Origin of the sequence: Dolichospermum sp. UHCC 0260, from assembly GCF_009711985.1 — a bacterium.
Classification (GTDB): Bacteria; Cyanobacteriota; Cyanobacteriia; order Cyanobacteriales; family Nostocaceae; genus Dolichospermum; species Dolichospermum lemmermannii.
In genome coordinates this window covers 41103-62473 of sequence record NZ_VIKZ01000025.1, presented here as the reverse complement: position 1 = coordinate 62473, position 21371 = coordinate 41103, and the positions used below count along the sequence as shown (strand labels likewise).

Annotated in this window: 21 protein-coding genes; 10 read left to right on the top strand and 11 right to left on the bottom strand. The window is 37.6% G+C overall.

All coding sequences use genetic code 11. The features are described 5' to 3' along the window. Positions 1–32: 32 nt before the first annotated feature. Complete coding sequence (locus tag FJR08_RS11870) at positions 33–734, bottom strand: phosphorylase (RefSeq protein ID WP_168633297.1); 702 nt, start codon at positions 732–734, stop codon at positions 33–35. Between the two features lie 90 nt (positions 735–824). Between FJR08_RS11870 and FJR08_RS11865 the strand changes: the two genes are divergently transcribed. Further along, on the top strand, positions 825–3572 hold the full coding sequence (locus FJR08_RS11865; protein WP_168633296.1) for an efflux RND transporter permease subunit: 2748 nt from the start codon (positions 825–827) through the stop codon (positions 3570–3572). A 72-nt stretch (positions 3573–3644) separates the two neighbouring features. After that, positions 3645–4568: a 1-aminocyclopropane-1-carboxylate deaminase/D-cysteine desulfhydrase gene (locus tag FJR08_RS11860; RefSeq protein WP_168633295.1), complete on the top strand. Its 924-nt coding sequence runs from the start codon at positions 3645–3647 to the stop codon at positions 4566–4568. Here the strand turns inward: FJR08_RS11860 and FJR08_RS11855 are convergent. The 5 genes from FJR08_RS11855 to FJR08_RS11835 all read right to left on the bottom strand — a co-directional run bounded on the left by FJR08_RS11855 (position 4557) and on the right by FJR08_RS11835 (position 9055). Further along, on the bottom strand, positions 4557–4817 hold the full coding sequence (locus FJR08_RS11855) for a hypothetical protein (protein WP_148766275.1): 261 nt from the start codon (positions 4815–4817) through the stop codon (positions 4557–4559). The two genes, FJR08_RS11860 and FJR08_RS11855, sit on opposite strands and share 12 nt — an antisense overlap. Before the next feature lie 81 nt (positions 4818–4898). Further along, positions 4899–5483, bottom strand: a complete 585-nt coding sequence (locus tag FJR08_RS11850) for a Uma2 family endonuclease (protein WP_168633294.1) — start codon at positions 5481–5483, stop codon at positions 4899–4901. A gap of 152 nt (positions 5484–5635) precedes the next feature. Beyond that, positions 5636–6292: a DUF3226 domain-containing protein gene (locus FJR08_RS11845; RefSeq protein WP_168633293.1), complete on the bottom strand. Its 657-nt coding sequence runs from the start codon at positions 6290–6292 to the stop codon at positions 5636–5638. Positions 6293–6294: 2 nt separating this feature from the next. After that, positions 6295–7425, bottom strand: a complete 1131-nt coding sequence (locus tag FJR08_RS11840) for an ATP/GTP-binding protein (protein ID WP_168633292.1) — start codon at positions 7423–7425, stop codon at positions 6295–6297. A gap of 124 nt (positions 7426–7549) precedes the next feature. Next, entirely contained in the window at positions 7550–9055 is a 1506-nt protein-coding gene (locus tag FJR08_RS11835) for a hypothetical protein (RefSeq protein ID WP_168633291.1), read from the bottom strand. Between the two features lie 122 nt (positions 9056–9177). On the opposite strand from FJR08_RS11835, the gene FJR08_RS11830 reads away from it, so the two are divergent. The 4 genes from FJR08_RS11830 to FJR08_RS11815 all read left to right on the top strand — a co-directional run bounded on the left by FJR08_RS11830 (position 9178) and on the right by FJR08_RS11815 (position 10112). After that, entirely contained in the window at positions 9178–9321 is a 144-nt protein-coding gene (locus FJR08_RS11830; protein ID WP_168633290.1) for a type II toxin-antitoxin system HicA family toxin, read from the top strand. After that, on the top strand, positions 9321–9536 hold the full coding sequence (locus FJR08_RS11825; RefSeq protein ID WP_168633289.1) for a type II toxin-antitoxin system HicB family antitoxin: 216 nt from the start codon (positions 9321–9323) through the stop codon (positions 9534–9536). Before FJR08_RS11830 ends, FJR08_RS11825 begins: the two co-directional genes overlap by 1 nt. A 61-nt stretch (positions 9537–9597) precedes the next feature. Continuing rightward, positions 9598–9795, top strand: a complete 198-nt coding sequence (locus tag FJR08_RS11820; protein WP_168633288.1) for a DUF2281 domain-containing protein — start codon at positions 9598–9600, stop codon at positions 9793–9795. Next, positions 9780–10112, top strand: coding sequence for a type II toxin-antitoxin system PemK/MazF family toxin (locus tag FJR08_RS11815; RefSeq protein WP_168633287.1), 333 nt, complete (start codon positions 9780–9782; stop codon positions 10110–10112). The genes FJR08_RS11820 and FJR08_RS11815 overlap by 16 nt, the downstream gene beginning before the upstream one ends. Positions 10113–10187: 75 nt before the next feature. Here the strand turns inward: FJR08_RS11815 and alaS are convergent, their stop codons facing one another. Next, a complete protein-coding gene (alaS, locus tag FJR08_RS11810; RefSeq protein WP_168633286.1) occupies positions 10188–12830 on the bottom strand; it encodes an alanine--tRNA ligase in 2643 nt (880 codons plus the stop codon). A gap of 186 nt (positions 12831–13016) precedes the next feature. Here alaS and FJR08_RS11805 point away from each other — a divergent pair, with 186 nt between their 5' ends. Together FJR08_RS11805 and FJR08_RS11800 are read left to right on the top strand one after the other, a co-directional pair. Further along, on the top strand, positions 13017–13241 hold the full coding sequence (locus FJR08_RS11805) for a type II toxin-antitoxin system HicA family toxin (protein WP_168633285.1): 225 nt from the start codon (positions 13017–13019) through the stop codon (positions 13239–13241). Next, positions 13238–13465: a type II toxin-antitoxin system HicB family antitoxin gene (locus tag FJR08_RS11800; RefSeq protein ID WP_168633284.1), complete on the top strand. Its 228-nt coding sequence runs from the start codon at positions 13238–13240 to the stop codon at positions 13463–13465. The genes FJR08_RS11805 and FJR08_RS11800 overlap by 4 nt, the downstream gene beginning before the upstream one ends. 35 nt (positions 13466–13500) lie before the next feature. On the opposite strand, the gene FJR08_RS23230 is transcribed toward FJR08_RS11800, so the two are convergent. Then, positions 13501–14751 (bottom strand): hypothetical protein, encoded by a 1251-nt coding sequence (locus FJR08_RS23230; RefSeq protein ID WP_217357511.1) that lies wholly within the window; start codon positions 14749–14751, stop codon positions 13501–13503. Continuing rightward, positions 14748–15101 carry a hypothetical protein gene (locus tag FJR08_RS11790; RefSeq protein ID WP_168633283.1) on the bottom strand — a complete coding sequence of 118 codons (354 nt, stop codon included), beginning with the start codon at positions 15099–15101 and terminating at the stop codon, positions 14748–14750. The genes FJR08_RS23230 and FJR08_RS11790 overlap by 4 nt, the downstream gene beginning before the upstream one ends. 519 nt (positions 15102–15620) lie before the next feature. Here FJR08_RS11790 and FJR08_RS11785 point away from each other — a divergent pair. Then, positions 15621–17078 (top strand): ammonium transporter, encoded by a 1458-nt coding sequence (locus FJR08_RS11785; protein ID WP_168633282.1) that lies wholly within the window; start codon positions 15621–15623, stop codon positions 17076–17078. Between the two features lie 216 nt (positions 17079–17294). On the opposite strand, the gene FJR08_RS11780 is transcribed toward FJR08_RS11785, so the two are convergent. Together FJR08_RS11780 and FJR08_RS11775 are read right to left on the bottom strand one after the other, a co-directional pair. Beyond that, positions 17295–18800, bottom strand: coding sequence for a pitrilysin family protein (locus tag FJR08_RS11780; protein WP_168633281.1), 1506 nt, complete (start codon positions 18798–18800; stop codon positions 17295–17297). A gap of 166 nt (positions 18801–18966) precedes the next feature. Next, positions 18967–20544: a pitrilysin family protein gene (locus FJR08_RS11775; RefSeq protein ID WP_015080610.1), complete on the bottom strand. Its 1578-nt coding sequence runs from the start codon at positions 20542–20544 to the stop codon at positions 18967–18969. A gap of 150 nt (positions 20545–20694) precedes the next feature. Between FJR08_RS11775 and FJR08_RS11770 the strand changes: the two genes are divergently transcribed. Continuing rightward, positions 20695–21309 carry a TetR/AcrR family transcriptional regulator gene (locus tag FJR08_RS11770; RefSeq protein WP_168633280.1) on the top strand — a complete coding sequence of 205 codons (615 nt, stop codon included), beginning with the start codon at positions 20695–20697 and terminating at the stop codon, positions 21307–21309. Positions 21310–21371: the final 62 nt, after the last annotated feature.

Genomic DNA, 21371 nt, shown 5'->3' with positions numbered 1-21371 from the left:
ATATTTCTCAGGTTTGAGAATATTCATCAGAATCAGATCCCCGACTTCTTAGAGAAGTCGGGGATCTTGTTAGGAGTAAATAATAATTGTGTGACTGCTGTTAAAGTTTTGAGTCCTTTTAATGAACCTGTAATTAATCGAGTCGCTGCTAGGGGTTGACGGATGAATTCCCAAGCTAAGGGTAAAGGTTGTAATGAACCGTCTGCACCAATGGCTGATGTGATATTGGGGATGTCATGATGAGCATCATCGCTAACTACTCGCAGGATGGCTATTTGTACCTGTGGAGAAACTGGTTGCTGGAAAAATTCTAGAAAAGCATATCCTTCCATATCTACAACGTCAGCACCGGATTGTTCATATAACTGGCGTTTTTCTGTGGCTTTATATAAGAGGCGATCGCTCGTTAACCCTTTGACTAAAGATACACGATCACCAAGTTGATTATGTATATCTGCGGTGAAGGAATTATTGCCCTCTTGCAGATTTCCTTGATAAAGACAATTTTGATATAAAACAATATCTCCAACTTGATAATTTTTGCTCAAGCTACCACATAAACCCATCATCAGCATCCGATTCTCTTGACCATGGGTGAACTGTTGTAAATATTTCCGCACTGGTTCGATTCCCATTGGTATCGCTAATACCTTGGCTTGGGAACTGGGGACGCGACTTAATCCGCGACAGACGGCTTGATATTCTGCTCCCTGGGGGACTAAGATCGTAACCATTGTTATGCTAGAAGTTCTATACTAACCTGTCAGTTGTCAGTGATCAAAAGACCGATGACTAATGACCAAGGACTTAAATAATTTTATCAGATGGTAAAGACTAATAACTCAGAATCTGCCCGCGAAAGCTTCAATATTTCCAAATTAGCGATTAAGTTTTCTTGGTTGACGGTGTGTTTTTGGATAGGTATAGCGGTAGCTGGTGTCCTGGCCTTGAGTTCCCTCAAATATGCTTTATTTCCAGATATCACCTTTCCGGTAGTGGTGGTAAATGTCCAAGCACCTTTAACATCAGCCCTAGATACGGAAGAAAAACTCACTAAACCACTGGAGGAAAGTCTCAAATCACTGGTGGGACTTGAGGATATTCGTTCATCAACTTATCCTGGTCAAACTGCTGTAGTTTCCTCTTTTGTGGTGGGTACGAATTTAGAAACTGCGACTAACAAAATTTCTCAGATCGTTAATCAATTAAATCTACCTAAGAATGCCACTAAAAAAATCATCCCTTTGAATCTGAACGAATCAGCGGCTGTTAGCTATGCCATTGAAAGTTCTTCTGGGAAGATTGATAATTTACGGCAACTGGTAAAAGATAAAATTGTCCCTAGCATAGCTAAATTACCAGGAATTCTGAAAGTCTCTCTGTTAGGGGAAGTGAGTACGAATGCACCACCACCAACAGCAACAAATGGATTACCCCCAGTCGGCACTTTAGTCAGGTTCAATGGTAAACAGGCTTTAGCCTTTCAGGTCATTAAAAAAGGTGATGCTAATACCTTAGAAGTAGTTAATCGGGTAGAAAAAGAAGTACAAAAGCTAAGGTCTGGCTTAAAAGATGTTACTCTCACTTTAGCTGCTACCCAAGCTGAATATATCCGCAACGCCACCCATTCTACCATAGATGCCCTGATCGAAGCGATAATTTTATCAATTGTCGTCATCTTTCCCTTTTTATGGAATTGGCAAGCTACCCTAATTTCTGCCTTAGCTATTCCCATATCTTTGTTAGGAACATTTATCGTCATGGCGATATATGGCTTTAACTTAGAAACTATCACCCTGTTAGCCTTAGCTTTAGTCATTGGCTCGATAGTAGATGATGCCATAGTTGATGTAGAAAACATCATGCGGCATATTGAAGAAGGGAAAACCCCCCGCGAAGCCGCTTTGATAGCCACTAATGAAATTGGTTTAACTGTCACCGCAGCTACTTTGACAGCGGTAGCAGTATTTTTGCCTATTGGTTTAATGGGTGGAGTCATTGGTCAGTTTTTCAAACCCTTTGGAATTACCGTTTCTGCTGCCATGCTGACATCTATGTTAGTAGCCCGAACCTTATCACCAGTCTTAGCTATTTATTGGCTTAAAGCTAAACCATCCAGTTCTCCTCAGAAGCAAAGTAAAATTTGGCTAGAATTTGATCAAGCTTATCGTAACTTGTTAGCCTGGTCTTTGCAGCACCGCTTGATAGTTGTTGGGTTAGCTATAAGTAGTTTAATTGCTGGTCTTGCCCTGATTCCCCTAATTCCCAAAGGATTTATTCCTAAACTTGACCGAGGAGAATTTAATATTGTCTATACTGCTCCTCTACCTAGTGTTCCTGGGGATCTAGCACAAGGGGTGCAAGGAGGACTAGGACAACCAGGAGGACAAGCAGGACAACTGGGACAAATGGGACAAAAAGATAAATTAGGAAATTCGTCTTTATCTGCTGCGGCTTTGGCTGATTCATCATCTTCTATTCCTATTCCTATTCCTTTAAACGATTCTTTGGATGTTGCTAAGAAACTGGAAGAAGTAGTGAGAAAGTTCCCCGCAGTGGCAACGGTATTTACTACTGTGGGTTCTCGTGAAGGTGAACCAAACAAGGGGACGCTATACGTTAAGCTCAAAGCAGAGCGAGAAGTGAAAACGGCAGAAGTACAAGACCAACTCCGTGCTGCTTTGCCAAAATTGGCGGGTGTAACTACAAGTATAGAGGATATTCAGTTTGTTGATACGGGTGGACAAAAACCTTTACAAATAGCTTTACAAGGTAATGATATCAAAGCTTTGACGACAGCAGCTAAAGCGGTAAAAGCTCGAATTGAGAAAATATCTGGTTTTGCTGATGTGACTATTACAGGTGCGTCTTATCAACAAGATGGGATTTTGCAAATTGAAAGGTTGAATAATCAGCGAGTAGTTTATATCGGTGCTAACCTGGGTCAAAATTTAACTTTAGGTGATGCAACTGATCAAGTTGTAGCTGAAGCTAAAGCTGTGATGCCGGCTGGTGTGTCTTTGAATTTAGGGGGAGATTCTGCCCGTCAAAATCAGGTTTTTGGGAGTTTTGGCACAACGCTGGGATTATCGGCACTTTGTATTATTGTGGTGCTAATTTGGTTGTTTAAAAGTTGGGTAGATCCCATAGTTATTGGTCTTTCTTTACCTTTAGCAGTGGTTGGGGCGTTGCTGGCACTGCTATTTACAAAAAGTGATTTTGGGATGATATCTCTGATTGGTTTTGTGTTTCTGCTGGGGATTACTAACAAAAATGCGATTTTAATCGTAGATTATATTAATCAGTTACGGGATTCTGGACTAGAACGGACTGAGGCAATTCTTAAAGCTGGACCTGTACGTTTACGTCCCATTATGATGACAACTGCGGCAACAATTTTGGGGATGGTTCCTATTGCTTTGGGTTTAGGTGCGGGTTCGGAATTGCGATCGCCTATGGCTGTATCTATAGCTGGTGGTTTGGTAAGTTCTACTATTCTCAGCTTGTTTGTTGTCCCGGTATTCTACGCCATTTTAGATGATTGGTTTCCCAGGAAGACGGTGAAAGGATAAATCTTTCAGATCCCCGATTTTTTAGCTAAGTCGGGGATCTTAGTATTTTATAAAGCTTAACTTTTCCTGAAAATGTCGTCAATTTTTTTTCCTCCACTTATTCAACAAATTAATAGTGAAATCTGTGCTAATGCAGATGTTAAGTTATTCGGATTACGCCTGGATCTCATGCACTCCCAAATCAACGGTAATAAATGGTTTAAGCTCAAGTATAACCTGGTAGAAGCTAAAGAGAGGAAATTATCGACAATTCTCACCTTTGGTGGTGCTTATTCTAATCATATTTATGCTACCGCTGCCGCAGGAAATCTGTTTGGTTTTCGCACTATTGGCTTAATTCGTGGAGAAGAAAATATTCCTTTAAATCCTACTCTAGAATTTGCAGTAGCACAGGGAATGCAATTAGTATATATTGATCGTCAGACCTATAAAAAACGCCATACAGAAGAATTACAAAATCAGTTAAAACAGCGATTTGGGGAAGTATTTATGATTCCTGAAGGGGGTTGTAATTTAAATGGTATGCGGGGCTGTACAGAAATATTACAAACAGTTAAAGGATTTAATACTATCTGTTTAGCTTGCGGGACAGGAACAACATTAGCAGGAATGACACTATCATTAAATCAAGAACAAAGGGTGATTGGTTTTCCTGTTTTGAAAGGTGGTGATTTTCTCAAGGAAGATATCAATAACTTATTAACAAATTATCTAGCTTCTGATTTACCAACACCTGTTAATTTTCCTGCACCTTGGGAACTTGTATCTGATTATCATTTTGGTGGTTACGCTAAGGTAACTAATAAATTAAAGCTCTTTTGTCAAGATTTCCAACAACAACATGATATACCTTTAGATTATATATATACAGGCAAAATGTTTTATGGAGTGATGGATTTAATTGCAAAAGGGTTTTTTAAATCGGAATCTTTGCTATTAATCCATACTGGGGGTTTACAGGGTAATCAAGATGCAATATCTAAATTAAGCGTGTAAATTAGCCTGTTCTTGTAACCAAGGATCTACAGGTTGTCCGTCTTTGCGTTTTAATTCTATTTCTATGACCATGACTTCTTTTGAACCGGGAGGTGCAGGTTTTTTATGAAAGATAATCTCAAAATCTAAAGGGTTTTGATTATGTTCTTTTAACCAATCTTGAACTTTTGTCAAGGCAAAAAATGATTGTCCTTGGGCAAACATTTGGGTAATTTGCATTTGTAAGGTATAAGGATTAATGCGACTCATTTTTATTGACTCCTTTGGTATTTATTTGGAATTATTATCTCACGCAGAGGCGCAGAGGCGCAAAGAGGAAGATTGAGTTTTTCATTCTTCGGTGTTGAAATCTACTTTATCATAAATATCTGCTAACAAGATTTGGCAGGGAATAGAAGATAGGTTTAAGCTACTATCTTCATCTGTAAATTCAGAAAATATCCATTTATTACTATCGGTTTTAAAATACTGCTCAATGTGCATTGTGTATTGGTCAATTAAAATATATTCTTGTAAGCTGGTAATTGTCCGATAAGCTGCAAACTTTTCATCTCTATCATAGCTTTTGGTAGATTTTGATAATACTTCTGCAATCATCACAGGATTTACTAAGGTGTCTTTTCTTCCTTGTTCATATTCTAAGGGAGTTTTCACGACCATAATATCAGGGTAGGTATGAATTTTTCTGGTGGGAAGCCAAAGTCGTTGATCTGTGACAAAAACTTGATAAGGTTGACGTTTGAGCGCAAAATTTAACATTGCGTAAAAATTGCCTGCAAGTTGGTTGTGATTGGGTGTTCCACCTGTCATAGGTATAATTAATCCGTTGATATATTCGTGACGTATTTCTGAGTTTACCTCTAATTCTAGGTATTCTTCAGGTGAATAGTAGCGTGTTTCTTGTGCAAGGGTCATAATTTTAATTTATAGGTTTTATGGGTTGGGTGTCGCTTCTACAAGTTTCTCAACTAAGTTATAATTATAGTCTAGCAGTTTGTTTGAATTGACAAAAAATGAGTGTCAGGACAAAAAATTTATGGTGATATTGTTATCTTTAAATTTTGAGATTACAAATCGTACAAATCTTTAAACCAATTGATAAAACCCTGCACCTTGGGAGTTTGCGGATTTAAAATATTATACTTGATAGCTTGATGTATTTGTCTACCTGGTTCATCTTGCCATGCTAACCAGGTGTAAATTTCTGCTTTATCAATATAAGATTCTTTGAATGTTGCACCTTTATTTTTTGCTTCTCTTGCTACTTCCTGTGCATATTGCCAAATATATTCTCCCTGTTCTGGAATCATATAACCTAAAAAGGTTTCTAACATCCCTTCGATGATATTATCTGGCATAATCCAAATACCAATTTTTTGACCATCTTGTGTATTAATAATTAATCCTGTTTCTGGTATTTGTTCAGGAAGATGAGAAATACTTTCTATTTGCAAACAAGCATTTCTGATACTTTGCCAACGTAAAGAAGCATTATCATCTGCATCTACCATTAAACCTAAATGTGTACATCTTCCAGTTTGTAATTCTGTATATATCAGGTCATAAGTAATATTTTCATAACCTCCACATTCTTGAATTGATATAATTGCTTCCTCTTTTTTTGCTCCCCAATAAATGCCATTTTTTTCAATTAATTCTGGTATGACTCGTAAATCATCTTGACCTTCAACTAACAGTCTTTTGGGGTGATAATGTTTTGCCATTGCTATCTTACCTCTAATTCTCTTTCAGCAGCAATAACAATTTGTGCTTCATTAAAGACTATACTTTTTTCTTTACCTTTTTCAATTCTATGAATCCTAATTCCATCATCAGTTACATTTTCTTGTTCTGCAATATCAGCTAAACTCTGCCAACAATCACTATTATGTGTAGTTGCAAAAACTTGGACATTTAATCTTTTGGCTGTATCCCAAATCATTTTCCACATATCAGACATTGCAGTAAAATGGAGTCCAGTGTCAATTTCATCTACAAATAAATAACCATCTTTAGCTGATACTATTGCTAATGCAAGTCCTAAAATTCGCCAAATTCCATCTCCCATACTGCCAATAGGTACACGCTTACCATCAGCCAGAAGCACAAGAAAACCACCTCGTGAACCCAAAGAATACCTTAATTTGTGAGAACTAATAGGAGCAATACGTTTAATTTTTGAGTCTATTTTATTTAATGCTTCCGCTACAATGTTTTCTTCAGGTGTCAATACTAATTGATCAAATAAATCAATCATTTCCTCTGTTTTTAAAGAAGATGATTTAACAAATTGTGTTTTTAGTTTTGTAGATAAACTTTCTTCTTTATTGCTATTACGCGACAATCTAAGAGATTCGGTTGAAATACCACCATCACGTGATATTGCTCGTAAAGTGACAAATTCTTGTTGCCCAATTTTCCATTTAACAGAAAGAATGAGTTTATTTAACTTATCAAAAGAAGCATCTTCTTCATAAATATCCGTTTCCTCATAACGAGAAATGGTATTATGTGAACGCGGAGTATGTATCAAGACATCAAGTTCTTCTTGAGTATTGTCATTAACACCTGATATAGAAAATTGACTATTATTTTCAATTTCATGACCATAAAAAAGATGCCGAATATCAACTTGACGATCTCTTTTATTATGATCACTCCAAAAATACTCACCTCTGTTAATCATTATTTCACCAAGTGGCTCAAGATTAGTCCGTGAACATAAAAGCTGAACCGCTTCTAATATAGAAGTTTTCCCGCTATTATTTTCACCCACTAGCAGATTAATTCTACCTAGTTGTTGAAGTTCAAAAGATTTGAAACCTCGAAAATTCTCTATTTTTACACTTTTTAGCATAGTTTTTAATAGGAAGATAATAGAGAAATAATTACTACGTTGATTATAGCAATTACATCCCCAAATTCTTCAAAAAGTTGGGGATATAAATTACTAATTTTGCAACAGACAACAACTTCACATATCAGACTACAGGCTTCTCTAATCTTTCTGTCAACTTACGTTTTGCTCGAATAATTTGCCTGTGACCTTCTGGACGGCGACCAAGTTTATCTACAAGTGGTGCGATACTTGCTTTAACTGTATCAGAACATAAAGGAACAAGCCAGGGAAAAATTCCTTGGGTTAGAGGACTCAAGTTACCAACCGCAGGAGATAGAACATAGTTCCACACGCCTTCAAGGGCTTTAATGTAGAGTTTTTGATTTTCAATTTCAATCGCTTTGTAATCATTAAGAAACTTTTGCAATCGCTGTGTATCGGTAGAAAGACCCCTAATTGTGTAAATCTCTTTAACTTCCTTCAGGATACTAGCTGCTTCATTGATACTGTTTTCTCTATCAGTACGAACTCTCAGGAGTTTATCAATAGTTGCCTCTGTAAATACATTGTCATCCACCTGTTCTTTTATGGTCATATTGTTTAAACCTATTTCCCGAAAATTGGGATGAACTGAGTCATTTGCTTCTTGTAGTAAATAAAGAACATAGCGATTAACCTCTATATCCGTTGCTTGAAATGGTACATCTCTCCAGTAATCACGAACATCTTGTGACTGCTTATACTCTTCTCCAGTCATGTTGTAGGTTGTTCCCCAAGACCCAGTTAAGGGAGCGGTAAAATTTAAGTGGCAACTTCTTAATCTTTTTGCCAGATTGACAAAAGCTTTGGCGGCATTATACTTAGCAGTTTCATTTGGTTTGGCTGTAGCTTCTTCTCCTAATTGCACTGCCTTCTGAAACAGAGCATTAAGTTCACTCTTAGGATTTTCTTCATACTTATGGCTGTCAATCTTAATCAAATGTAGAGGTAAATAGTGAGCTATGGCGTTCAAATATGCCCAATGCCACGCAACTGCCGCCAGATGAGGCTTTTCAGTACGAAATTCAGCGTCAGGTTGTACAGACTTAATTTCTTGAAAACATTCTTGAGCTTTGCTTAGATATTTTATTGCTTCATGATAATATTTTTCATAGTAATCATTATCATATCCACTTGATTGAAGAGCAATGTTGAAAATAGGTTTTCTCAAAGCACTTCCAATATAAAGTTGCGATTGTGCTTTCTGAAAAAGTTCCTCAATTCGTTCAGCTACTTGACTATGCTCTCTAAAATCTTGGTTTGCATCCGAGTCATAGTCTCGAAAATTAAGATATACATACCCAAGTTGAGCCATCTGACACAATGAACGAAATGGCATACCAAAAGGGCGAGGTTTCTTCAGTTCACTGGGTGTAACGTCAACCATCAATCTAGGTTGTGTCAACATTTGCAGAGGAAGAGACTGTCCATTAATCCAACTACCGATGGTCTCATGGTTCATTCTAAATGACTCATTTACTCTTCCCATAGTTTTTAGGGCTAACGCACTCAGATCACGCAACTGTTCAATTTCACGACGTTGGCCTTGCCAATCCAATGTTTGAACAGTTTCAGATTGTTTTTGGTAAAGGTCTTTCAGTATTTGCATAAGCTAATCCTTCCTTTAGGTAAAAAATAGTCAGCCTAAAGATACAAACAGAAGATTTAACTCCCATTCCGCAGGATAGCCTAGATATTATATTGAGTATAAATAAGCATAAGTGTGACTATATGGATCGCATTAGAGGTAGTCATCGTATCCTCAAGAATGAAAGTAAATCAGGTATCCTAGTTATATCTGGAAAACCAAGTGATGATATTCCCATAGGTACACTTTCATCAATTTGGAAGCAAGCAAAATTAGGAGAAATATAATGATTGAGTACACAGTAATTTATGAACGTGGTGAAACAAACTGGGGTGCTTATGTTCCTGACTTACCCGGATGTGTTGCTTGTGGTGATACCTTACAAGAAACAGAGGAACTAATTAAAGAAGCTATAGAATTGTATTTGGAAGTATTGAAAGAAGATGGAAAACCTATACCTGAACCTTCTACAGAAGTTGGTAAAGTTGCAGTGACAATATAAATACAATTACTGCAGAAGCTGATATCATATCTGTTGACAATTAGTAAAGGGTAACATTTTAATGACAATTAAAGAACAAATAACACAAGAATTAGAAAAATTACCTGAACCCGTGTTACAGGAAATCTTAGATTTTGTCCAGTTTTTGCAAACCAAGTACCAACAAAATAAGATGCTAGAAATTACGATTATGAGTGAATCTTCACTGGCAAAAGATTGGTTAAAACCAGAGGAAGATGCAGCATGGCAGAATTTATAAAAGGTGATTTTGTTATTGTTCCCTTTCCATTTTCAGATTTAAGTCAAACAAAACGTAGACCAGCTTTAGTTATTGCTACACTTCAGGGAAATGACATGATTCTTTGTCAAATTACCAGTCAATCTGTTAATGATATGTATGCTATTGGAATAGATAATTTTGATTTTAACTCAGGTGGTTTAAATCAGCCAAGTAATATTAGACCAAATCGGCTTTTTACTGCTGAAAAGCAAATTATCCTATATAAAGCAGGTCAAATTAAAAGTGAAAAATTAACAGAAGTGATTAACAAAATTTTTGAAATTTTACAGTCTTAGACAGTCAATTTTGATGTTTGGTGCATACATTGTAGAGACGCTTCATGAAACGTCTCTACATCATTCTTCAAAATCCTATTTCAACGCTGCTAATAAATCATTTTTTGCAGTTTCTAAAGCCTCCGGTAACTTACTCGCGTCACGTCCCCCAGCTTGCGCGAGATTGGGTTTTCCACCACCACCACCTCCACAAATTTTCGCTATCGTTCCCACAAATTTTCCCGCTTGGATACCTTTCTTATTCACTTCAGAACTAAAAGCAGCAACGATACTCACTTTTCCGGCTTCAGGAATAGAACCTAAAACCACCGCCCCATTACCGATTTTTTGCAGTAATCTTTCCGCAGCATCTTTTAATGATTCTGGGTCAATATCTGCCATTTGGGCGATGATGATTTTGTGTTCTCCTATTGTTTCCGCAGTCTGTAATAAACTATCAGATTTAACTATTGCTATTTGTGATTTCAGACTTTGAATTTCTTTTTCATTGTTGCGAAGTTCGGTTTGTAAAGTTGTGATTCTGTCGGGTATTTCTTCCGGTTTGACCTTAAAGCGATCGCACAAGTCTTTCGTCACTATATCACGCACATTCAAATAATCCAATACCGCAGCGCCAGACACCGCTTCTATTCTTCTCACCCCAGAAGCAACTCCAGCTTCAGCAATGATTTTGAAAACGCCAATTTCCGCAGTATTATTAACATGAGTTCCCCCACATAATTCCATAGAAACGCCAGGGAAATCAATCACCCGCACTTGATCACCGTACTTTTCCCCAAACATTGCCACTGCACCTTTAGCTTTGGCTTGTGCTATGGGCATCTCTTCTATTGTAGCAGAATGAGCTTCGGAAATCCAACTATTTACTAATTCTTCAATTTGTTGAACTTCCTCACCGGTTAAAGCGCGGGGACAGTTAAAATCAAACCGCAATCTATCAAAAGAAACTAAAGAACCCGCTTGAGAAATTCCTTCATCAACAACTTTTTTTAAAGCAGCTTGTAATAAATGAGTTGCTGTATGATTAGCTTGAGCGCGACGACGACAAGCGGTATCTATTTGTGCGGTAATTTCATCACCAATTCTAATTGTTCCCCGTTCAATGCGTCCAAAATGAATAAAGAAATCAGACTCTTTTTTCACGTCTTCAATTCTGACTAAAACACCATCACCGCTAATATATCCTTTATCCCCAATTTGTCCCCCAGATTCAGCGTAAAAAGGAGTTTTATCGAGAACAATTTGTATTTCTGTTCCTGCTTCTGCTGCTTCTTCCGAAACACCAGCAACTAATAAAACTTCGATTTTTGCTGTTGTTGTTAATTGGGTATAACCAATGAATTGTGTGGAGTGAATATGTTCTGCAAGTTTATCTAAAGAACCTTGTACAGTTAAATCAATGGTTTCGTGTGCAGCTTTTGCACGTTCTACCTGTTTTTGCATTTCTGCGTTGAAACCATCAACATCAACAGTAATGTGATTTTCTTCAGCAACTTCTTGGGTTAATTCTAATGGGAAACCGTAGGTATCATACAAGGTAAAAGCACTTTCACCACTAATAGAAGTTAATCCTTTTTGTTTTACCTCTTGGATAATTTCTGCTAATAGTTTTTCTCCTCTATCAAGAGTTTTCAAGAAGTTACTTTCTTCTCTTTGCAATTCGGCTTTAATTGCAGTTTCTCTTTGTCGCAAATTGGGATAAATTGATTCCGAAAGAGAAATTGCGGTTTCTGCAACTTGGTTAATAAATTCTCCAGAAATTCCTATTAATCTACCATGTCTGACAACGCGACGAATTAAACGCCGTAAAACATAACCTCTTCCCACATTAGAAGCGCGAATTTCATCAGCAATCATGTGAACCACAGAACGGACATGATCACCAATTACCTTTAAAGAAACTTTCGTATTTTCATCACTTTCGTAATAATCAATTTTGGCAATTTTTGCCGCAGTTTCAATAATCGGGAAAATCAAATCTGTTTCATAATTATTCGGCTTCTTTTGCAGGATTTGCGCCATTCTTTCCAAACCCATTCCCGTGTCAATATTCTGATTTTGCAACGGGGTTAAATTACCAGCAGCATCCCGATTATATTGCATAAATACCAAGTTATAAAACTCGATAAATCGGGTATCATCTTCTAAATCAATATGATCTTCACCGCGTTCTGGGTGAAAATCATAATAAATTTCCGAACAAGGACCACAGGGACCAGTAATTCCAGATACCCAGAAATTATCATCTGCACCCATGCGTTTGATGCGTTTTTCCGTTACACCAATAGTATCGCGCCAAATTGCAAAAGCTTCGTCGTCGTCTTCAAACACGCTGACAACGAGATTCTGGGGGGAGAAACCAAAGACTTGAGTAGATAATTCCCAACCCCAAGCGATCGCTTGTGCCTTAAAATAATCACCAAAGCTGAAATTCCCCAACATCTCAAAAAATGTATGATGGCGGTGAGTCCGTCCCACATTTTCGATATCATTGGTACGAATACATTTTTGCGAAGTCGTAGCGCGTTTAAATTCCGGTGTCCGCTGTCCCAGGAATATCGGCTTAAATGGTAACATCCCTGCAATAGTCAGCAGCACAGTTGGATCTTCGGGAACAAGAGAAGCACTCGGAAGCGGTTGGTGTCCCCGTTGGCTGTAGAAATCAAGGAATAATTGACGAATATCGTTACCGCTAAGATACTGGGGAGTTGAAGACATGAGTGTTTAAGAAATCAAATTTAATTAATTGAGGAAAATCTGCACAAAGCATCATTACTATTTATAACTTATGCCAGGAAATAAGAAATATAGTTAGCTTTCAGGATCTTTGGTCAGAGTTTCCCATTACTGATTGGTATCAAATTAACGTCAATTCATATACCTTAATAATATTTCCGTGGAAAAATGCCGAAAAAAATCAGAGAATTAAAAAGTTTACTCAAAAAAGCTGGGTTTATTTACCGTTGTGCAAAAGGAAGTCATACCCGTTGGTATCATCCTTTATTACCAGAAGATCCTATTACCATCTCTGGCAAAGATGGAGATGATGCTAAACTATATATAGAAAAAGAAGTTAACGAAAAATTAGCTAAATTAAAATCAATTCAAGAGGAGGAGTCAGAAGAATGAATTTACCTTATACTATCATTATTCAATGGAGTAGTGAAGATAAATGTTATTTAGTTCATTTACCTGAATTTCCTACTCAAAAATATCATACTCATGGTGATACTTATGAAGAAGCTGTGAAAAATGCTCAGGAAGTGATAGAAATGTTAATTGCTGAATATCAAGAATATGGAAAACCTTTACCTTTAGCTAAATCTTTAGAACAATTGATTAATGTGGCTTAATTGATTTATAATCAGGTGATTAATGGTGTACTATATTATCTCAAATTAATTAACTGAATTAAACTCGTAAAAGTTGGTGATATTTTTTGTAAAGATAGAGTTATCGAAGTCGAATTTTCAACAAATTCGTGAACCTTTTCTGTAGAGATAAAGTTATCAAAATCAAATTTTAGAGCATTAGTAGAAATAGCTAAATTTATTCGCAGTTTGCCTCTATTCTCTTCATATTTTCCATCATAAAGTGATTTAATCTCCTCAGCAAGAAAATTTGATTGCTTAGATTTTAGATCCATGTAAAAAATGATTATCCTTGATTCTAGTATTATCTGTGTTGATATAAATGGTGTAATTTCTCTTATATTATGACCAGCCATATATTCGATTTCTCTAAATTGTCGAGCCATATATTCGATTTCTCTAAATTGTCGCGCTAACTCATCAAGGAAAACTGGCTGAGATTCTGTTTTTTCAGGGCTATATATACGAACTGCAATTGATAGGCCATTACCATAAACAATTGTTCCCCATGAAGCAAGACATGAAGTAATTAATCGCCATATATTGTCTTGCACTTTATAATAACTTGCACCTGTATCCGAATTTAAGATTGCAGGATTAGGATTATAGATTGTTTTGAGTAAATTACTAATATCTGACCCAATACATTGATATGAGTATTTATTGTATTTCTTTTGTCTGGCTATTTGCAAAAATTTCTCCACCCCTTCAGCCCATTCTTCTTTTATATCTAAGTCATCTACTTTATCTAATACTGATTGAGTCAGAGATTTAAACTCTTTAAGTTGCTTTATTGTGCGAGGAGCTTTTGCATAATTTTCTCCCCAAGTAGATATAAAATCTAAAGTCTGTTCAGAAATAAGAGGATTTTCTTCAGAAAGACTCACCTTGAAAAAAGAGTCTAGTGAAGGACTTAATAAGGCAAAAATAGGTAATTCCCAATCTTTAATACAAGATATAAGCCCAATAATACTAATCCTTAATGGACTATCAGAAGTTATGTTATGTCGAGACAATATTGAGGCGAGAAGTAACCAAACTACATCATTGTTGATTTCTGCTAAATCTCTTTTAATAAGTTCACGCCCCAATACTCCCAAGCCAATTTCTAAAGCTTTTTGCGATCCTAATGCAAGCAACGCAGCAAAATCCCGAACAGTAGTATCTACTTCCTCTAGGTTAATAGCAGTTTTTGCAACTTCTTCTCTAGCTCCGTTGATATCGCCGGAGTCTAAAAATTGCTGTACTTTTGTAAGAATAGTTGTCATTCTGCTTGTTGTGTATGAATAAAAGTGATACCGCAGCGAATTTCAATGTCAACACGAGCATTGCCAACTGTACGCTTAGGATCTTGAAATGATGGAGGTTGGGACTCAGGTCCGACACCACCTTGTTTACTGGCATTCTCAACGAAACGTCTAGCTCTCTTAAAAGGATTTTTTCTTTGTGCTTTTTGAGAGTCGCTACATTCCCCTTCAATCTTAGCAAGAAATGATAATCCCTCTTCATCAGTAACAGGTTTTTCTTCTGCCCAAGAACGGGTGTAGCCTCCTTTCTTTGTTATATCATCTCCTTGAGCTTGTACTGCTCCACGGTATGGCGCTTGGGAACTGGACATATCAAAACCTGAAATCTAGCTAATTTACTGTCCCAAATTTTACCACAAATAGATATTAGACTGGAGCAAATGTATATATAACTACTACATATCTATTTACGCAATAAATATCAGATTTTTGTATATAAAGGATTTCAGGCGTAATTAAGAGATCCAAATCACAGCAAATGCTGATATTGTCAGGAATACACAAGCTTTCTGTATTTTTGCAGAGTGAATAATTTATCCTAATTACAAAAAATGTATTTTATGATACAGAATATTTTTTCTCATTAAATAGAGAATTAACCAGCTTTATGAAGAAATAATTCAGAAGTCAGAATTAAATTCTGATTTATTATGTAATTCAAGTTGATAAATATTCCACTTAACTAAAAGCAGGAATTATCAAATAAGTTTCTGTTATTGTTCTATGTTTATTTTTGATAACCATATTGAACAGACATAACAGATTTACAACCATCAACATCAGATAAAAAGCCTAACTTAATTAGAGCTTTTCTAGCCGGAAAAACAGCAATGAATAAACGTATTCGCCCCTTATATCGCCTTCTAGCACTAGCTATAGGTTCAATGGTCTTGGCAATTTTCGCGCCCACAGTTGTCCAGGCCGCAGATCCTGTGACACTGGAATCATTAGACGCAACAACCAAACAATTACAAATTTCCATTGATACTACCTGGGTACTACTCACAGGCTTTTTAATATTCTTCATGCAGACTGGATTTTCGATGTTAGAGGCAGGTTTGCTACGCCAAAGAGGTGTAGTAAACGCCCTATTGGAAAACTTTATTGATGCCGCTGTCACCATTCTCATCTGGTGGGGTGTGGGTTTTGGCATTGCCTTTGGTACGAGTGCTGGTGGGTTTATTGGTACAGATACCTTTTTCTTGAGTCAATTACCCGTTAATGGTGCTTTTACCAATGGTGGTGTTCCCGGAATCGCTTCTGGACTCAATGCTTATACTTTGTTCTTCTTTCAGTTTGCCTTTGCGGCTACTGCCAGTACAATTACTACCGGGGCAATGGCTGGGAGAACGGACTTTATCGGTGATTTAATTTATAGTGCCATCATGGCTGCATTCAGCTATCCCGTAGTTGTACATTGGGTATGGAACTCCAGTGGCTGGTTAGCGAAAATTGGTTTTCACGACTTTGCTGGTAGTACGGTAGTTCACACCGTTGGGGGTTGGACAGCTTTAGTTGGTGCTTTTTTACTTGGACCCCGTCCTGGACGAACTCCTTGGGGACAAATTCCCCCCGCCCATAACTTAGGTTTGGCAGCTTTGGGAACTATGATTCTCTGGTTTGGCTGGTATGGCTTTAACCCCGGTTCAACCCTTGGTACTGGTAATCCTGGCTTAATTGGTTTAATCACCCTGAATACGACCCTGGGGGCTGGGGCTGGGGCGTTATCAGCGATGTTTTATCAATATAGTCGTTCAGGTAAATGGGATTTAGTCTATTGTCTGAATGGTTCTTTGGCAGGTTTGGTAGGTATTACCGCTGGTTGTGCTTTTATAGCACCTTGGGCTGCGGTTGTGATTGGTTTAACTGGGGGAATTTTAGTAGTTTTGGGTATTGATATTATTGAAGCGTGCAAAATTGATGACCCTGTGGGAGCATTTGCAGTTCATGGTATTAATGGGATGATGGGTACACTGGCAGTGGGCTTTTTGGGTCAATCAGAATTGACTTTGAATAAAAAAGCCGGTCTGTTTTTAGGTGGTGGTTTTGATTTGCTGGGTGTGCAGATTTTGGGCGTAGTCGCAGTATCAGTTTTTACTATTGCTTTTACCCTTTTAATGTTCACTGGACTCAATGCTATTGGTAGACTGCGTGTTAATCTTGAAGCCGATAAAGTTGGTATTGATAACTATGAACACGGTGCAACTGTCTGGCCTGATGTTTATGCAGTTGAGGAGTTTTTAGAGGAGGAAAAAAATCACTCCAAAAATCCTCAAGTAAGTCCGTAGGGTTTGCGAAATCAGTTGTTGGTGGGTTAGGTGCAAGCTAACCCACCCTCTGGCTAACACAAAAACACCAACCGGAAAAAAGTGATTTTATGGTGTTGACAAAAAATTTTCAGTGTGTTATCATATAATTGACGAGGAAGAACTATTTTAAATTAATAACAAAAACAACCAGATCCCCGACTTCTTTAAGAATTCGGGGATCTAAATTAAATTCTATTAATTTTTAGCTGCTGGTTGAGTGCCGGGAATGGTAATATCTATTGATGTTACCTTGGCTGCTAAATCAGTTAATGGTTGTTTCATAGCAGCTTGATTTCCGACTACTAAAGTCACTAAATTCTCTGGTTTCAGGTATTTCTGTGCCACCCGTTTAACATCTGCTGCTGTAGTAGCAGTAATGGCTTTTTGATAACGAAATAGGAAATCAGCGGGATAACCATAATATTCGTATCGTATTAATCTGGATAATGTTTGGCTAGGATCTTGAAAGTTGAAAACAAAGGAGTTGAGTGTGGAGTCTTTGGCTTTATTTAATTCTTGGGTTGTGATATTTGCAGTTTGTAACCGTTTAATTTCTGTTTCCAGGGATTTAATGAATTGAACTGTGGTTTCTGTACGGGTTTGTCCTCCAGCTACGAATGTTCCTGGGTAGTCGAAACGGGGACTCCACATTCCATATACAGAATAGGCTAAACCTTGACGCGATCGCAATTCATTAAATAAACGTCCCCCAAAGCCATTTAATACGCCATTCATGACATCCAAAGCTGGATAATCAGGATTGTCGAATTTTCCGCCCAAATGACCAATTAAAACGCTACTTTGGGTGAGTTGGGGTTGATTAACAGAAAATACACCGCCTAAATTAGCTTGTGTGACTTGTGGTAATGGGGTTTTAGCAATTTGAGTATTTGCTTTCCAATCACCAAACTTGGCTTGAATGAGCGATCGCATTTTTTGAGAATTAAAATCACCCACAATCCCTAAAATGATCTGATTGGGGTGAAAATACTGTTGATAAAATTTCAGCAAATCATCACGGGAAATTTTATCAAGAGTTGCATACTCAACAGTTCGGGAGTAGGGACTTTCTTGCCCATAAATTAATTTTCTCAACTCTCGACTGGCAATACTATTAGGGTTATCATTGCGACGAGCAATACCACCCCGAATTTGAGTTTTATCCAAATCCAACTTTTCCTGTGCAAAAGCCGGTTCTCGTAATACCTCACTAAATAGCCCAAATGCCATTTCTAGATCTTCACTCAGGGCTTCAAAACTAGCACTACCAGCAGCTTCTCCCATATCTGTTTCCACAGACGCAGCCCGTTGTTCTAATATCTCATTTAATTCATCAGCGGAATGCTTTTTAGTGCCACCACTTCGCAATGTAGAACCCACCAAACTAGCTAAACCTGCTTTTTCGGGTTGTTCCCAACGGCTACCTGTTCTGATCAATGCTGTACCTGTTACCAATGGTAATTCATGATCTTCCATCAAATAAACTACCAAGCCATTTTTAAGTGCATATCGCTCATACTTGGGTAATTTAATTGCGGAAACGGGGGCAAATTTTAACTCATCGTAATGCTTTGCTGTTGTTGCTGCCCAAGAAAAATTCAAATTTACGAGCAAACAAGCAACAACAATCACCAATGTGAAAACAAATTTTTGTCCCTTAGCAAACTGGAATTTTTTGCTTTTCAAATCTAACCTCAACATATTTGTCTGCAATTTTGGTTCAGGATTGAAAGATTAATCCTTTTTGAATTTAAGAATTTTTAGGACAACACGGCGTAAATCAACAAATTATTAAAAATCTCCAAAAAGCTGGGATAATTTGCTTTTTTAATTTTTAATTATTAATTTTTAATTCCGCCCTGCGGTACTATCCTGGTTGTTTTGATAACAACTTCCCAACTATGCGATTTTCTGGCGTAAATGTTGCCTTGGCTACTCTTTGAATATCTTCAGGAGTGACTGCGGCAATTTTTTCTAATTGCCCAAATAAATTGCGCCAAGAACCGGTTTTGACTTCATATTCCAACAACTGTTGTGCCATGCCTGAGTTAGAATCAAGGCTGCGTAATAATCCGGCTCTTGCTTGGGTTTTTATTCTGGCTAATTCCACCGCAGATACAGGTTCTGTTTTCAACTTATCAATTTCTTGGCGTAAAGCGATCGCTACTTGATCGACTGTTTTTCCAGGAGATGTGAGAGCATAAAAGAAGATGAGATTAGGATATTTATCCCCTGGAAAGCCACTAGAACCTTGAGCATTTAGGGCTAAACTTTGTTTTTCTACCAAAGACTTAAACAGTCTTGATGTTCTGCCGTCACTCAATAAACTGCCAATTATTTCATAAACTGCATTATCAGGATCAGTCACAGCAGGACGATGATAACCTTCTAAATACCAAGGTTGAGTAGCTAATTCTAAAGTAACTTCCCTGGTGGCAGTTTGTTGGGGTTCTACAGGTAGTTTTTGTTGGGGTTTGGGTTTAGCTGCATAACGCCCAAAATAAGTTTGTGCCAGTTTTTTCACTTCCGCAGGGTTGACATCTCCCACAATCGCAATTGTTAAATTACTGGGAGCATAATAAGCATCAAAAAACTTCTTAACATTCTCTGGTGTTAAGTTGCGAATATCTTGATCATAACCGATTACCGGTCGGCGGTAAGGATGAACTTTGAAAGCAGCATCTATGAATTTTTCCACCATTTGGCCGATAGGAGAATTTTCCACTCGCAGCCGTCTTTCTTCCAAAATTACTTCTTTTTCTTGATAGAATTCCCGAAATACAGGATCTAAAAAGCGATCTGATTCTAAAGACATCCACAATTCTAATTTATTGGCTGGAAAACTGTAAAAATAGCGAGTAGCTTCGGAGGAAGTAGTTGCATTTAAGCCCACACCTCCAGATTGTTCAACAATTTGCCCCATTTCGTTTTGTTTAACTAATTTGATGGCTTGGGATTCTACTGATTTAAATTCAGTTTCTAACCGCGCTATTTCATCTTTTTTACTATTAGTTTTTGCAGTTTTGATTTGGTTATCTAACTGTTCTAACTTGGCTAAAAGTGGTGCTTCGGCTTTATAGTCTGTAGTCCCGATGCGTTTTGTGCCTTTAAATGCTAGATGTTCAAGAAAGTGGGCTACTCCTGTTTGTCCATCTGGTTCATCAATTCCACCGACATCAGCATAGGTGAGAAAGGAAACTACTGGGGCTTGATGTCTTTCTAAAACGATGAATTTCAGTCCATTATCCAGGCGAAATTCAGTGAGACGATTAATTACTTGTTCTAGATAAGGTTGAATGGAATTTGGGGATTTTTGCAGGGCTAAAGCTGTTTCTGGGATCAATCCTCCACTAAATACCATTAATGCCAAAGTGGTGGCTAATAGCCGCCGGAATGGGGAATTTTTAACGTTACCCATGAAGAAATTTAAAATTGTCTGGTGCATAAGCAAAAGTTAAAGTAAATTTACATTACTTGAGAAATAGACTACTTAACAAAAAGAGAGTTATCTTCTATTAAGCTTTTTGTATTTTTAGCATTTGATGTTCCACAATAGGGCTACGAATCTTGTTTTAAATATATCAAAATAACTACCATGCGGATTTTTAGTTCTCCTCCATCATCAGAAATGCAGACGCGTACACGCATTTTGCAAGCAGCACAACGATTGTTTGCAGCCAAAGGGTTCGAGGGAACTACAACCCGTGATTTAGCACAAACCGCAGGGGTAGCTGAAGGAACTCTCTTTCGTCATTTTGCCAATAAAAAAGCAATTTTGGTGGAAGTAGCTACTAGCGGCTGGGTGGATCTTCTCACAGATTTGCTGACAGAACTTAGCGAAATGGGCAGCTATAAGGCGATCGATCAAGTTATGCGCCGGCGGATGTGGAATTTACAAAAAAACGCCGATATCATGCGCGTTTGCTTTATGGAAGTCCAATTTCATCCAGATTTGCGCGATCGCATTCAAACAGAAGTTATTGATAAAATGACAGCCGTTGCTGAAGCATTTTTTCAAACCGCAATAGATAAAGGCATCTATCGTCAGATGGATGCCAAACTTGGAGCTAAAGTTTTTTTAGGTTTATTTGCGATCGCCGGTTTCTCCGATCATACCCTCATAGAACCCAACGCCTCCCCCCAAGAAATGCAAAAAATGGCGGAGGGACTAGCGGATATTTTCCTTAACGGTGTCTTAGCAAAAGAATAGGCAGGACGCAAGAGGCAAGAGGCAAGAGGCAATAATAATTATTACCACTGACCACTGTACGG